Source organism: Oceanobacillus kimchii X50, from assembly GCF_000340475.1.
Classification (GTDB): domain Bacteria; phylum Bacillota; class Bacilli; order Bacillales; family Amphibacillaceae; genus Oceanobacillus; species Oceanobacillus kimchii.
This window is the reverse complement of sequence record NZ_CM001792.1, coordinates 1701826-1715409: the sequence shown is the minus strand read 5'-3', so window position 1 is coordinate 1715409 and position 13584 is coordinate 1701826. Positions and strand designations below refer to the sequence as shown.

The following is a 13584-nucleotide window of genomic DNA, read 5'->3' as shown; positions in this document are numbered from 1 at the left end:
TCACATTAACATCCTAACTGTCTAGCAATTACTAGTCTTTGAATCTCAGATGTTCCTTCACCAATCTCTAATAATTTTGCATCACGTAAGTATCTTTCTACTTCATATTCACGCATATATCCGTAACCACCATGAATTTGGATTGCTTGATTAGCTGAACGTGTAGCTGTTTCTGTAGCAAAAAGTTTTGCATACGCAGCTTCTTTAGAGAAGTTCTTTCCTTCATCCTTCAGCCAAGCTGCCTTAAATACCATATTTCGGGCCAGTTCTACTTCCATTGCCATATCTGCAAGCTTAAATTGAATCGCTTGAAAGTTAGATATAGATTTTCCAAATTGTTTACGTTCCTTTGCATATGCTAATGCCTTATCTAACGCTGCTTGAGCAATACCAACCCCTAATGCTGCTATGGAAATTCTCCCCCCATCTAGTGTTTGAAGAAATTGAGGATGTCCTTTATGCTCTGTACCTAATAAATTACTACGTGGTACACGAACATCATTTAGTACGATTTCTGCTGTATCGGATCCTCTAACTCCCATTTTGTCATAATTACTTGTAATAGTTACTCCGGGTGTATCTGTTGGAACCAAAATTGCTGAAATTCGATTTCGACCATTAGCATTTATTTCGGTTACTGCAGTAACGGTTATGAATTTAGCATAGCTTGCATTTGTAATAAAACATTTTTCCCCATTGATGATATAGTCGTCACCATCAACTTTAGCTGTTGTTTTTGTACCACCAGAATCAGATCCAGCATTTGGTTCAGTTAATCCAAACGCTCCAAGACCCTCTCCTGATGCAAGCGGTTTCAAAAAATCCAGCTTTTGTTGCTCCGTTCCGAAATAATAAATTGGACTTGCACCTAAGGAGACTGCAGCAGCATAACTGAGTCCTGTACTTCCACAAATACGACCAATCTCTTCCACTGCAAGTGCATAAGATATCGTATCTCCACCTGAACCACCATATTCTTCAGGAAAAGGGATTCCAAGTAATCCTAACTCTCCCATTTGTTTAAAGATATCTTGTGGAAATTCAGCTTTCGTATCAATTTCGATAGCCCTTGGTTGGATAACGCTTTCTGCAAAATCACGAACCATCTTTCGAATCATGATCTGCTCTTTCGTAAGCTCAAAATTCATGTACATCCTCCTTTTTTCAAGCAACAAGCTGTTACTCAGTCATAAAAATCAAATGGTTAAGAATTATCATACATTCGATTCTACATTCTATTTTATCAAAAGGAATGAAATAGGCAAATGTAGATTTCCTACATTTGCCTAAAATTTGTAGTTATTTAATTATTCATCGAACGGTTTTTCATAATTTGCTCGTTTCCATACATGAATGACTTCTCCTTCATGATCCGTATCAATAATAAAGGACCCATTGTTATACCGATCTGTGGCCTTTAATGTTAGTGGCACAATTTCGTGGATACTTCCATTTGCTGTCTGGAAACAAACCGGTTGTCCCTCATGATCTTGTAAAGCGAAAAAGCCTTTTACACGATGTGCTTTGTTTTTCAGCTCACGAAGCATCATTACACCCCGTTTTGCACGGGTAGTTTTTTCAAAGTCTTTCAATTTCATTCGTTTGCAAGAGCCTCGTTGTGTAATTAATGTTAAAGATGGTTCTGATAAATCATCAAATACTTGTCCATTTACAACTTCATCATCGTCTTTTAATGAAATTGATTTAACTCCAGCTGCTCGTTGTCCGACTATCGATATTTCTGACTCATGGTACCATAACCCATACCCTTTATACGTAGCGATAAATACATCCATATTTCCATTGGTATGGCTAACATGAACAACTTCATCGTCCCCTTTAAGGTTTAGAGCAATTAATGCTTTTGACCTCCGCTGAGCATTATATAACTGGAACTCACTTCGCTTAACCATACCGTTTTTCGTAAAGAAGATCAGATATCCATCAGCTGTTTTAAAATCTCGGACCGGCATGCACCGAATCAGGTATTCTTCTTTATCCAACGGAACGATATTAGAAATATGCTGACCCATATCCTTCCAACGAATATCTGGTAATTCATGAACAGGACATAAAATGTATTTACCTTTATTTGTAAATAACAGCAAGTTGTCCGTTGTATTTACTTCTAGTAAAGATATAGGATAATCATCGTCTTTTACCGGTAACTCTTCTTCATTTGAAGCAGCATAGGAACGTAAACTGGTTCTTTTTAGATAACCGTCTCGCGTCACTGAAACAAGTACATCCTCACTAGCGACAGTTACTTCAATATTAATTTTTAGTTCCTCTATTTTCTCTTCGATAACTGTTCTACGAGGATCAGCAAATTTCTTTTTAATTTGTCGTAACTCTTTTTTGATTGTTTGGAAAAGCTTTTTCTCACTATCTAAGATCGACTCATATTCTTTGATTTTTTCTTGTAATTCAGCTGCTTCTTTTTCTAATTCAACGATATCAGTATTCGTTAAACGATATAATTGGAGCATGACGATTGCTTCTGCTTGTTCTTCTGTAAAGTCGTATTTTGCTTTAATTTGTGCTTTCGCGTCACCTTTATCTTTTGATGCACGAATGGTAGCAATCAATTCATCAAGTATTGAGATGGCTTTAATTAACCCTTCTACGATATGCGCGCGTGCATTTGCTTTGTTTAGATCAAAGGTGGTTTGTCTTGTTACAACTTCTTTTTGATGAGCAATATAAGCATCGAGCAAAGAAGGTAATGATAATAGTTTTGGTGTTTTATCTTGAATCGCTACCATATTAAAGTGATACGTAATTTGTAAATCCGTATTTTTATATAAATAGTTGAGAACACCTTCACTATTGGCATCTTTTTTGAGTTCAATTACCACCCTTAACCCAGTTCGGTCTGTCTCGTCACGAACTTCAGCGATTCCTTCCACTTTACGGTCAATACGTAATTCATCCATTTTCTTAACCATTGTAGCCTTATTTACTTCATATGGTATTTCGGTGACGACAATTTGCTCTCTGCCGCCTTTCATAGTTTCTACAGTAGCTTTTCCTCGGACAATAACTTTTCCTCGTCCTGTTTCATACGCTTTTCGAATTCCTTCGACCCCTTGTATTATTCCACCAGTAGGAAAATCTGGTCCTTTCATTAACTTCATTAAATCATCTATAGAAGCTTCAGGTTTATCAATTTTCAAAATTACCGCATCCATGACTTCCTCTAGATTATGAGGTGGTATGTCCGTAGCGTAACCTGCTGAAATACCCGTAGATCCATTCACTAGTAAATTGGGGAATTTTGATGGTAATACAACCGGTTCATCTGTTGTTTCATCAAAGTTGGGTATATAATCTACTGTTTCTTTATCAATATCCCGTAATAGCTCTGCAGAAATACTGGATAGACGCGCTTCTGTGTAACGCATTGCTGCAGGTGGATCGCCGTCAATACTTCCATTATTTCCATGCATCTCGATTAATCCATTTCTTACTTTCCAGTCCTGGCTTAATCGAACCATGGCATCGTAAACAGAAGAATCACCATGTGGATGATAATTACCAATTACGGTACCTACAGTCTTAGCTGATTTACGAAAATGTTTATCATGTGTATTTCTCTCCATATGCATAGCATATAAAATACGTCGTTGTACAGGTTTCAACCCATCCCTCGCGTCAGGAAGGGCACGGTCTTGAATAATGTATTTACTATATCTACCGAATCGATCTCCGATTACTTCTTCTAAAGGTAGATCGAGATATTTTTCTGTTTGAGACAAATTGAATCCCCCCTATTATTGCGTGTTCAAACGGACCTTCATCTATAAGTCAGGCACATTACTCTTCTGTATGAATATTTTCGTTCTCAAGTATAGTCGCATCTTCTTCAAGTCCAAATTTAACATGTCCTTCTATCCATTTTCTACGAGGCTCAACTTTATCACCCATTAAAGTAGTTACCCTACGTTCTGCACGTGCAATATCATCGATAGACACTCGGATAAGCGTTCTAGAACTAGGATTCATCGTAGTTTCCCATAATTGGTCAGCATTCATCTCACCGAGACCTTTATAGCGTTGAATAGTATATCCTTGTTTTAATTCTTGAATGGCAACTTTTAATTCTTGTTCATCCCATGCATAACGAATCTTTTCTTGTTTCCCTTTTCCTTTGGATACTTTAAATAAAGGAGGTAATGCAATAAAGATTTTTCCTGCTTCAACAAGTGGACGCATATATCGATAAAAGAAAGTAAGTAATAATACTTGAATATGCGCTCCATCTGTATCAGCATCAGTCATGATGATTATTTTGTCATATTGAACATCAGCAAGATTAAAATCTCCACCAACACCAGCGCCTATCGTATGGATAATTGTTGAAATTTCTTCATTCTTAAATACATCTTGCAATTTGGCTTTTTCCGTATTGATTACCTTACCTCTAAGTGGTAAAACAGCTTGAAATTTTCGATCTCTTCCTTGTTTTGCTGATCCACCAGCTGAATCACCCTCCACTAGATATAATTCATTTTTTTCTGGGTTTCTGGACTGTGCGGGTGTAAGCTTCCCACTTAACAGGGCATCTTTACGTTTCCTTTTTTTTCCTGATCTTGCTTCTTCTCGTGCTTTTCGAGCTGCTTCTCGTGCTTCTTTTGCTTTAATTGACTTTTTAATTAGCATTCCAGAGATATCAGGATTTTCTTCTAAAAAGTAATTTAGATGTTCGGATATAACAGAATCTACAGCAGATCTCGCTTCTGTTGTACCGAGCTTTCCTTTTGTTTGCCCTTCAAATTGAAGTTTATCTTCAGGTACACGAACAGAAACAACCCCTGTCAATCCTTCACGTATATCTGTACCTTCCAGATTTTTATCTTTTTCTTTTAATAAGCCTTGCCTTCTCGCATAATCATTAACCGTACGAGTGATAGCCGAACGAGCTCCCGATTCATGTGTTCCTCCATCTCGAGTACGCACATGGTTAACAAATGAAAGCATGTTTTCTGCAAAACCATCATTAAACTGAAAAGCAAACTCTACTTCAATTTCTTGTTGTTCACCTTCGATAAAGACAATTTGGTGTAAAGAATCCTTTTCTTCATTCAGATATTCTACGAATGACTTCAGCCCTTCTGGATATTCATATACGTCATGTTTTTCATTTCGTTCATCAATTAATTCTATTTTTAGACCTTTTAATAAAAAGGCAGACTCACGTAATCGTTCGGATATTGTTTCGTAATTATAAACAATTGTTGAGAAAATAGTTGGATCAGGCTTGAAGCGAATAATTGACCCTTTTTTTCGAGTAGAACCTTTTTTTTCTAGTGTAGTTACCGGTCTACCACCATTTTCAAAACGTTGTTGATATTGGAAACCATCACGAAACGTCGTAACTTCTAACCATTCGGATAAGGCGTTTACTACTGAAGCACCAACACCATGAAGCCCTCCACTTGTTTTATAACTTCCTTGTCCAAACTTTCCACCTGCATGGAGTACAGTGAAGATTACTTCAGTAGTCGGCTTTCCAGTTTGGTGCATTCCAGTAGGCATTCCTCGCCCACTATCTTTTACTGATACACTTTCATCTTTATGTAAAGTTACTTGAATTTCATTACCATAGCCAGCAAGTGCTTCATCTACTGCATTATCTACTATCTCATACACTAAGTGATGAAGACCTCGTATATCCGTACTCCCGATATACATACCTGGCCTTTTACGAACAGCATCTAACCCCTCTAATACTTGTATGGAGCTGTCTGAATATTGATAATCACTAGTCACGTGCCATCTTCTCCTTCCCCAACTTACCTTAACAATCATCTTAGAACAACTGTTCTTTTTTGTAAATATCTCTCGATGTAATTTCACTTTTACATTAATATTACCGTAAACGATGCTACTTAGTATACTATAATTGGCAAATTCATGCATGAATAACCATATCACATAACATTTTAAAATAATAAATAAAATTATCTTTGAATAGAAAACTGCTTACCGTTACTAGATTTTTATACTAGTACGGAAAGCAGTTTTTTAATGATTTATTTTACTTCACTAAAACTGAATGAACAACCTTTATGCAAAGATCCATAACCACTTCGAACCCTTGATCTTTCAGGAAATGATAAGCATCTTCGTTTACTATCCCTTGTTGTGCCCAAAACATTCGACAGTCCGTATTTGCGGCATCCTTCGCTACGTCAGGTAAATGTTCTGGCCTTCTAAAAACATTAATAATATCTATCTTCTCTGGAACTTCAGCTAAAGTTGGATAAGCTTTTTCACCTAACACTTCATCAACATTAGGATTTATAGGGATAATTTTATAACCTAATTGTTGCATTCGCTGTGAAATTTGATACGCTGTCTTATCTTGATTATTGGACAAACCTACTACTGCAATCGTTTTAGCTGCTTGTAAAATACTGCTTAATTTTTCATTGGTTGGATTTTGCCAAGTCATGTTTTCTCCTCCTTCTTTTATTCAGACAATAGACCTTCTTGCAGGAGATAATCTCTCGCTACATCATCTGCTGAGGCATCTTCGTAATCAACTAAATAGTTCATTTCTCGCATCTCTTGATCAGTGATTTTTCCACTTAATTGATTTAATATATCTTCTAACTCTGGATATTGTTCTAACGTATCTTCTCTCATGAGCGGTGCACCTTGATAAGGTGGAAATAAATTCTCTGGGTCTTCTAGTGTAATTAATTCTAAGTCTACCATATAACTATCGGTAGCATAAGCATCGATCACATCCACTTCTCCACTTTCTATTGCACCTTGTCTTAAACCTGGATCCATTGTTTTAACATCAGAGAAGTTAATGTCATATACTTCTTGCATGCCTACATATCCATCATATCGATCATTAAACTCTAGTGTAAAACCTGCTGTCAAGTTATCCTGGTATGTTTCTAAATCTCCAATCGTTTCTAAATCATACTGATCTGCTAACTCCTGTGTAACAGCAACTGCATACGTATTATTAAACTCCATTGGTTCTAATAATTCTAAGTTGAATTCTTCCTTTATACTATCTCTTGCTTGTTCATATACTGCTCGAGAATCATTCGATTCTGCCTGTTCATCTAATAGAGAAACAATAACTGTTCCTGTAAATTCAGGATATATGTCAATACTACCTTGTTGTAATGCATTAAATACCATTGGGGTCTTTCCCAAGTTCGGTTCCAACCCGACTTGAAGATTTGTTTCTTCTTCTATAAGTAACTTATACATATTCATAAGAATTTCTGGCTCCGCACCTAACTTTCCGCCGATTACTATATCTGGTTCTCTTTCTTGTTGTAATATAAATGGGGCTACTGAAATAATTATAACTCCTGCAAGCATAACCAAGAATGCCTGTATTCCATATTTCTTTGATAGCTTTTCAAACAATCGTAAGATAACATCTAAAATAATTGCTAATAAGGCTGCCGGAATTGCTCCCAGTAATACTAAAGGAATGTCTCCACCTCGATCAAGACCTAGTAAAATTATATCCCCAAGTCCTCCAGCACCAATTAATGCCGCTATTGTCGTTGTACCAACAATTAATACCATTGACGTACGTATTCCTGCCATTATTACAGGCATTGCCAGTGGTAATTCCACCTTAAGCAGGCGCTTTACTGTATTCATTCCCATGCCTCTGGCAGCCTCACGTAGTGCAGGGGCCACTTCAACAATCCCTGTGTACGTATTTCTTAATATCGGTAATAGTCCGTAAAGTACTAATGCTATAATTGCTGGGGTAGTACCAATACCGTAAAAAGGAATTAAAAACGCTAAAACAGCAAGACTTGGAATGGTTTGTAAAACGGCAGATACACCAATGATTGGTTCTGCTAAACGTTTATATCTGGTCAATATAATCCCTATCGGAACAGCAATTATTATTGCAATTGCTAAAGATAATAAGGATATTTGTAGATGTTGCCAAACGGCATGGTAAAACATCTCTTGTCGATTTTGAAATACCTCAATAAATTCATTCATGATGGAATTCCTCCCCGACTCTTTTCCTGTTCATACAGATATTGAACAATCGCTTGAGAACTAACTATACCTACTAGTTTTTCATTCTCATCAAGTACAGGGAATCTTGATTGATCTTGACCTTGCATTAAAGCGGAAGATTCTTCTATCGTTGCATTTTCTGGTATTGTTATCGGTTCTTCCAATACTTTCCCATTTTGAATAACACCTTGAAAGATAGAATCTTCATTTAAAAGAACTTTAAAACCTAACACTTCAGAATAGTCGTTTGTAGGAGCGGTAATCATGGTATATTTAGAATCTTGTGAAACAAGTTCTTTCACATTCATAACCCATGGCGACTGATAATCTCCCATAAATTCTTGAACAAACGATTTTTCCTGTGACTTCATCAATTGTTGCGGTGTGCCAACTTGAACAACTTCTCCGTCTTTCATTAAACAGATCCGATCTGCAAGTTTTATGGCTTCATCCATATCATGTGTAACAAAAACAATCGTCTTTTTAATTTCTTTTTGTAATTTTAATATATCTTCTTGTAATTGTTCTCTGCTGATTGGATCTAAAGCACTAAATGGCTCATCCATCAAAATAATCTCTGGATCAGCAGCAAGTGCTCTAATCACACCAATACGTTGTTGTTGTCCACCAGATAATTCACTTGGATACCTATCTCTAAATATGGAAGGCTCCATCCCAACCATTGTTAATAATTCATCAATGCGCTTATCAATTTTCTTCTTTTTCCATTTTCTTAATTCAGGGACTATAGCTACATTTTCTCGAACTGTCATGTGTGGGAATAATGCAATTTGTTGCAGCACATAGCCGATATTCCAACGAAGTTCATGAATCGAATAATTCGACACAGGCTTATCATTTATGTATATGTAACCTTCAGTAGGATCAATTAGTCGATTAATCATTTTCATAGTAGTTGTTTTACCACAACCACTTGGTCCAATTAAAGTAACTAGTTCCCCTTGTTTAATCTGTAAATTAAAATTACTTACAGCAGTTGTACCATCTGGATATGTTTTCTTTATATCTTTAAATGTAATCATCTCTTACCTCCTTCGGTTAAATATTCCCCCATTAAAATTAATATAAACACCGTAATCAACTATTTATTTTTGATTTTTTGTTCTTAATCTTAGTAGTTCGTGCTAAAATAGCGGTAGAGCGTTTGCAAGCTAACATTGAATGAGGAAAGTAGGAAAAGGAATGGATTATGTTATCTTTGGACTTGTTGCATATTTATTAGGCTCTATTCCATCTGCATTAATTGTTGGAAAAGTAGGCTATAACATAGATATTCGCGAACATGGAAGTGGTAATTTAGGTGCAACGAATACCTTTCGTATTTTAGGAACAAAAGCCGGAGCAATTGTTACATTGGCAGATATATTAAAGGGTACCCTTGCAACTGTATTGCCACAATTATTTGATGCCAATGTATATGTGCTAGCAATTGGTCTATTAGCAGTAGTAGGGCATATGTATCCTATCTTTGCAAAATTTAGAGGTGGAAAAGCTGTAGCGACTTCTGGAGGAATGATCCTTGGAATGTATCCATTACTATTTGTAATAATGGTAGCTACATTTTTACTAACCTTGTATTTATCGAAATATGTATCACTTTCTTCCATTATTACAGGACTAGTGTCTTTACTTGTTACAATCTTCTACCAAGACTTAGGACTTTCTATCGTAGTATTCTTATTATCCAGTGTCGTCTGTTACCGTCACAGAGAAAATATTAAAAGAATTAAGAACGGTACTGAGCCCAAAATTAGCTGGATGTAAAAAGCAATAGAAGACCGATAAATTGAATAATTGTTTTCTATTAAGTATACTAAACCCTAGTCAATATGTTTGACTTCATACGACAAAAACAGCACTTCTTTGCTAGGAAAGGGTGTTTCACCATGCAACAAATGAAATCAATACCGAAAAAACAACTTCCACCAAAGGAAGAACGACATAAATTATTCGGTTCTGTACCACCAATTGAAAAAACGAAACCAATTGAAAAAAATAAAATGGCTGATTTACAAAATACCAAAAAAGACTTTTTATTTAAGCTAGATGCAGTCGGAGTATCAAATGTTAAATATCCTGTTCTTATTTACAGTGATTTAGCACCAAAAGAACAAACAAGTATTGGTACATTTGAATTTTCATCTAGCATTCCTACAATGTCCAAAGGGACGAATATGAGTCGTTTTATGGAGTTACTTCAAGAATATAGTTCTAATAGAATGAATATTTCTATATCAGAATTAAAACGATTCACAAAAGAGCTTTCTGGAAAATTAGAACAAAATGATGCAACTATAGAAGTTGCCTTCCCTTGGTTTTATGAACGTAAAGGTCCAGAATCCCAATCCACTGGAATGAATCATGCAGATGCTAAATTATCTATTACCTACGATAAAGATTCTGGATACAGCCTAAAAGTTTCATTATCAGCTTGGATTACGACGTTATGTCCATGTTCAAAGGAAATTAGTGAATATAGTGCACATAATCAGAGAGGTAATGTTACTCTTGAGGCTACTTTAATAGAAGATTTTGACGAAGATAATATTGATTGGAAATTAGCATTATTAGAAGCTGCAGAAAGTAATGCAAGTGCAAGACTCCACCCTGTACTCAAAAGAACTGATGAAAAGATGGTAACGGAACAAGCATATGAGAACCCACGCTTTGTAGAAGATATGGTTCGTCTCATTGCAGCAGATTTATATGAGATGCCATTTGTGAGTAAGTTTCACGTTTCTTGTCGCAATGAAGAATCCATTCATATGCATGACGCAATCGCATCAATAACATATGATAAAAGCTCCGAATAAAGGAGATTATTTCATGAAATTTATTTTTATCGGACTAATAAAATTTTATCGAAGTGCTATTAGCCCCTTCACTCCTTCTAGTTGTCGTTTTTATCCAACTTGTTCAGAGTATGGATTAGAAGCAATCAAACGTTTCGGTGCCTTCAAAGGTGGTATATTAACTATAAAAAGGATTAGTAAATGTCACCCTTTTCACCCTGGTGGAGTGGATGTTGTTCCAGATAAAAAAGAAAAAAACAACAACGAAAATGAGCTAGAAAAAGGAGTTGTTCGACATGAAGATTAATGTATCGGAAGAAGCAGCAATTTGGTACAAAGAAGAATTAAATTTATCAGAAAAATCATCCCTTCGATTTTTTGTACGGTACGGTGGAGTCGGTGGTCGGATTGCTGGATTCTCATTAGGTGTTAAAGAAGAATCTCCTAAAAATGCGCATGCCTCTACGACTTTAGATAATATCCAATTCTTTGTAGAAGAATCGGATGCATGGTATTTTGAAGATAGTAACCTTTCCGTTTCCTTTGATACCAAAAACGGCGAACCGAAAATAGAATACCCAGACGCTTAATCAATATTTTAATGAAAATGCTGCTAAGATTCCATTAGCAAGGTCCATTTATAAACAAATATGCAGTGATAGTTAAATATTTATGTTTAGGATTACTGGAACAACTCCCTGCTAAAAACGTCCGACTGCAATGGAAATCAAATAGAGCAGCATTCGGATTTCATGCAAAATATATTATAATGAATTTGATCTACTTAAAAATCCGAGTTCTTGTTAAAAAGAACTCGGATTTTTGGTATGGTACACTTTCTATTCTAATTTAAACCTCTGGATTTGATTCCATTGTTCTTCTTCTCTCAGAATTTTAATTTGAAAATCTCCAAACAAATCATAATGAGGAAATTCTTCATTCATATCAATCCAGTTATCTTGTAGGCCATGCTTTCTTCCCCATGCTTTTAACTTGTTTAGATCGCTGCAGCCTACTTTTGTAACTGTATTACACCCGGGAAAACGATCGTCTAACCAATAATGCGTTAAAAAATCAATTTTTCCAGACCGGACATTTTCTTTCCAACTTTGAAGTTCTTCTCGCTTTAAGCCAAAAGCCATTAACTATTCCCCTTCTAATTGTTCTTGATATGCTTGATGCCATTCTGGAAAAGTCCTGCGAACGGATAAAGGTCGGAATGTTTCTTTATTGACAATTGTATGTGTAGTTGTTCCTTCTACAGCTACTTTCCCTTGTTCATTAATGATATTATAGCCATAAACCGTTCGAACTCCATCATAAGATTCTAACCAGGTTTCAACATACGTTTCTTCTGCATAGCGTATTGGTCTTTTAAAAGATATATTTGCATCAATAACAGGTGAAACTACCCCATGATTTTCCATATCATTATATTTTAGGCCTATTGCTTCTATATACTTGGTTCTTCCTATTTCAAACCAAACTAAGTAGTTTGCATGATATACGACTCCCATTTGATCTGTTTCCTGATAACGTACTTCTATTGGTGTTTTTACTGTTAACAATGTCCTTCCCCCTATTCATCCTGATATTATCCTATCACAACGGATTTGGAAGATGAAATAATTAAACTCATTTATTCTATTTGTTGCTTTAAAAACCAGGCCTGGAATCCACTTAATACAAAATTAGGTAATAGTAATAATAAAATAGACTGCTCTATAAAAAAAGGCTCCAACATTATGTTGTCGGATGCCCCCCTTTTATTAATCTTGTACTTTCTTAATGGATTGTTCCATTCGTTGATCCATTGATTGTTCAATTTTCTCCATTATTAAACGATCTGCTAATATTTGTTTTCTATTTTCTGCTACCAATTCTTCAAAATTCAGTTTCTTTTTTAAAGACATGGCAATACCTCCTTTTTGTGAAGTATTACCAATTATTTAAACAATTATAATCATGTTATCAATTTAAACCTTCAACCATTTCTTGCATAAATTCATAATCCATTGGTCCGATCTTTCTTGGTTGTTGAACTGTACCATCCGTTCCAATAAAATATGTAGACGGTGCAGCATATATCGTATATGCATCTGCCACCTCTGAATTCTTATCTAATGGAACAGTAAAAGTAAAATCATACTCATCAATAAATTCTTGAACATCCTGTTGTTTTTTTTCATATTCTGTCATATTAATCGTTACTATTTCGATTTCGTCTTTATAATCATCATAAAACTGTTGCATCTCTGGCATTTCTTCTTTGCACGGTGGGCACCATGTATACCAAAAATTAAGGATTACCTTTTTGCCCTGATAATCCGACAAACGAAATGATTCCCCGTCTAATGTTTCTAGCTCAAAATCAGGAGCTTTATCCCCTGGTTCAAGTCCAACACTTTCTACAGGTGCAATAGTGCCACCCTGCATATTATCATCACCTGTTACATGATAATCGGGTTCTGAATGGTTTCCCTCGTAATTACTTTGAATGATATTGCTAAGTAATATTCCTATTAATACTAATAGAAGCATGAATCCAAAAATCTTCTTAAACATGTTTGCCAACTCCATCTTATTTTCCAGTTAATTCTATCCTAAGTTGGTAATTACGCTTTGTAAAGTAAATACATAGCAGTTAAAAAAATAGACATATTTTATCAACAATACAGTGAAAGAAAAAACAGGTTCATAATAAAAAAGAGCCCCCGCAATTCTATGCAAGGACTCCTTTTTAGTTATT

At 35.6% G+C, this 13584-nt stretch carries 14 protein-coding genes; 4 read left to right on the top strand and 10 right to left on the bottom strand.

The annotated features are described in order from the left end of the window. Window positions 1–5: 5 nt before the first annotated feature. From C794_RS09030 to C794_RS09005, 6 genes are all read right to left on the bottom strand, one after another. Window positions 6–1148, bottom strand: coding sequence for an acyl-CoA dehydrogenase family protein (locus C794_RS09030; RefSeq protein ID WP_017796810.1), 1143 nt, complete (start codon window positions 1146–1148; stop codon window positions 6–8). Between the two features lie 159 nt (window positions 1149–1307). Then, window positions 1308–3758: a DNA topoisomerase IV subunit A gene (parC, locus tag C794_RS09025; RefSeq protein WP_017796809.1), complete on the bottom strand. Its 2451-nt coding sequence runs from the start codon at window positions 3756–3758 to the stop codon at window positions 1308–1310. 58 nt (window positions 3759–3816) lie between these two features. After that, window positions 3817–5811: a DNA topoisomerase IV subunit B gene (parE, locus tag C794_RS09020; protein ID WP_051042511.1), complete on the bottom strand. Its 1995-nt coding sequence runs from the start codon at window positions 5809–5811 to the stop codon at window positions 3817–3819. A 229-nt stretch (window positions 5812–6040) separates the two neighbouring features. Next, window positions 6041–6457, bottom strand: coding sequence for a CoA-binding protein (locus C794_RS09015; RefSeq protein ID WP_017796807.1), 417 nt, complete (start codon window positions 6455–6457; stop codon window positions 6041–6043). 17 nt (window positions 6458–6474) lie between these two features. Continuing rightward, window positions 6475–8001, bottom strand: coding sequence for an ABC transporter permease/substrate-binding protein (locus tag C794_RS09010; protein WP_017796806.1), 1527 nt, complete (start codon window positions 7999–8001; stop codon window positions 6475–6477). Further along, complete coding sequence (locus C794_RS09005) at window positions 7998–9065, bottom strand: ABC transporter ATP-binding protein (protein WP_017796805.1); 1068 nt, start codon at window positions 9063–9065, stop codon at window positions 7998–8000. Before C794_RS09005 ends, C794_RS09010 begins: the two co-directional genes overlap by 4 nt. Before the next feature lie 160 nt (window positions 9066–9225). Between C794_RS09005 and plsY the strand changes: the two genes are divergently transcribed. From plsY to C794_RS08985, 4 genes are all read left to right on the top strand, one after another. Continuing rightward, complete coding sequence (plsY, locus tag C794_RS09000) at window positions 9226–9807, top strand: glycerol-3-phosphate 1-O-acyltransferase PlsY (RefSeq protein WP_017796804.1); 582 nt, start codon at window positions 9226–9228, stop codon at window positions 9805–9807. A 122-nt stretch (window positions 9808–9929) separates the two neighbouring features. Then, window positions 9930–10856: a GTP cyclohydrolase FolE2 gene (folE2, locus tag C794_RS08995; protein ID WP_017796803.1), complete on the top strand. Its 927-nt coding sequence runs from the start codon at window positions 9930–9932 to the stop codon at window positions 10854–10856. A 13-nt stretch (window positions 10857–10869) separates the two neighbouring features. Next, complete coding sequence (gene yidD, locus C794_RS08990) at window positions 10870–11142, top strand: membrane protein insertion efficiency factor YidD (protein WP_017796802.1); 273 nt, start codon at window positions 10870–10872, stop codon at window positions 11140–11142. Continuing rightward, window positions 11132–11425, top strand: a complete 294-nt coding sequence (locus C794_RS08985; protein WP_017796801.1) for a HesB/YadR/YfhF family protein — start codon at window positions 11132–11134, stop codon at window positions 11423–11425. Before yidD ends, C794_RS08985 begins: the two co-directional genes overlap by 11 nt. 249 nt (window positions 11426–11674) lie before the next feature. Here C794_RS08985 and C794_RS08980 read toward each other — a convergent pair whose 3' ends face one another. The 4 genes from C794_RS08980 to C794_RS08960 form a co-directional block, all read right to left on the bottom strand. After that, complete coding sequence (locus C794_RS08980) at window positions 11675–11977, bottom strand: hypothetical protein (protein WP_017796800.1); 303 nt, start codon at window positions 11975–11977, stop codon at window positions 11675–11677. Window positions 11978–11980: 3 nt separating this feature from the next. After that, on the bottom strand, window positions 11981–12403 hold the full coding sequence (locus tag C794_RS08975; protein WP_017796799.1) for an acyl-CoA thioesterase: 423 nt from the start codon (window positions 12401–12403) through the stop codon (window positions 11981–11983). A gap of 201 nt (window positions 12404–12604) precedes the next feature. Beyond that, window positions 12605–12748, bottom strand: coding sequence for an FbpB family small basic protein (locus tag C794_RS20425; RefSeq protein ID WP_017796797.1), 144 nt, complete (start codon window positions 12746–12748; stop codon window positions 12605–12607). A 58-nt stretch (window positions 12749–12806) separates the two neighbouring features. Then, window positions 12807–13400, bottom strand: a complete 594-nt coding sequence (locus tag C794_RS08960) for a peroxiredoxin family protein (protein WP_017796796.1) — start codon at window positions 13398–13400, stop codon at window positions 12807–12809. Window positions 13401–13584: the final 184 nt, after the last annotated feature.

Bases quoted from the DNA above. Each gene is read 5' to 3' on its own strand.
- C794_RS09030 (WP_017796810.1), bottom strand. From the start codon at position 1,148: ATGAATTTTGAGCTTACGAAAGAGCAGATCATGATTCGAAAGATGGTT.
- parE (WP_051042511.1), bottom strand. From the start codon at position 5,811: ATGATTGTTAAGGTAAGTTGGGGAAGGAGAAGATGGCACGTGACTAGT.
- C794_RS09015 (WP_017796807.1), bottom strand. From the start codon at position 6,457: ATGACTTGGCAAAATCCAACCAATGAAAAATTAAGCAGTATTTTACAA.
- C794_RS09010 (WP_017796806.1), bottom strand. From the start codon at position 8,001: ATGAATGAATTTATTGAGGTATTTCAAAATCGACAAGAGATGTTTTAC.
- C794_RS09005 (WP_017796805.1), bottom strand. From the start codon at position 9,065: ATGATTACATTTAAAGATATAAAGAAAACATATCCAGATGGTACAACT.
- plsY (WP_017796804.1), top strand. From the start codon at position 9,226: ATGGATTATGTTATCTTTGGACTTGTTGCATATTTATTAGGCTCTATT.
- folE2 (WP_017796803.1), top strand. From the start codon at position 9,930: ATGCAACAAATGAAATCAATACCGAAAAAACAACTTCCACCAAAGGAA.
- yidD (WP_017796802.1), top strand. From the start codon at position 10,870: ATGAAATTTATTTTTATCGGACTAATAAAATTTTATCGAAGTGCTATT.
- C794_RS08985 (WP_017796801.1), top strand. From the start codon at position 11,132: ATGAAGATTAATGTATCGGAAGAAGCAGCAATTTGGTACAAAGAAGAA.
- C794_RS08980 (WP_017796800.1), bottom strand. From the start codon at position 11,977: ATGGCTTTTGGCTTAAAGCGAGAAGAACTTCAAAGTTGGAAAGAAAAT.
- C794_RS20425 (WP_017796797.1), bottom strand. From the start codon at position 12,748: ATGTCTTTAAAAAAGAAACTGAATTTTGAAGAATTGGTAGCAGAAAAT.
- C794_RS08960 (WP_017796796.1), bottom strand. From the start codon at position 13,400: ATGTTTAAGAAGATTTTTGGATTCATGCTTCTATTAGTATTAATAGGA.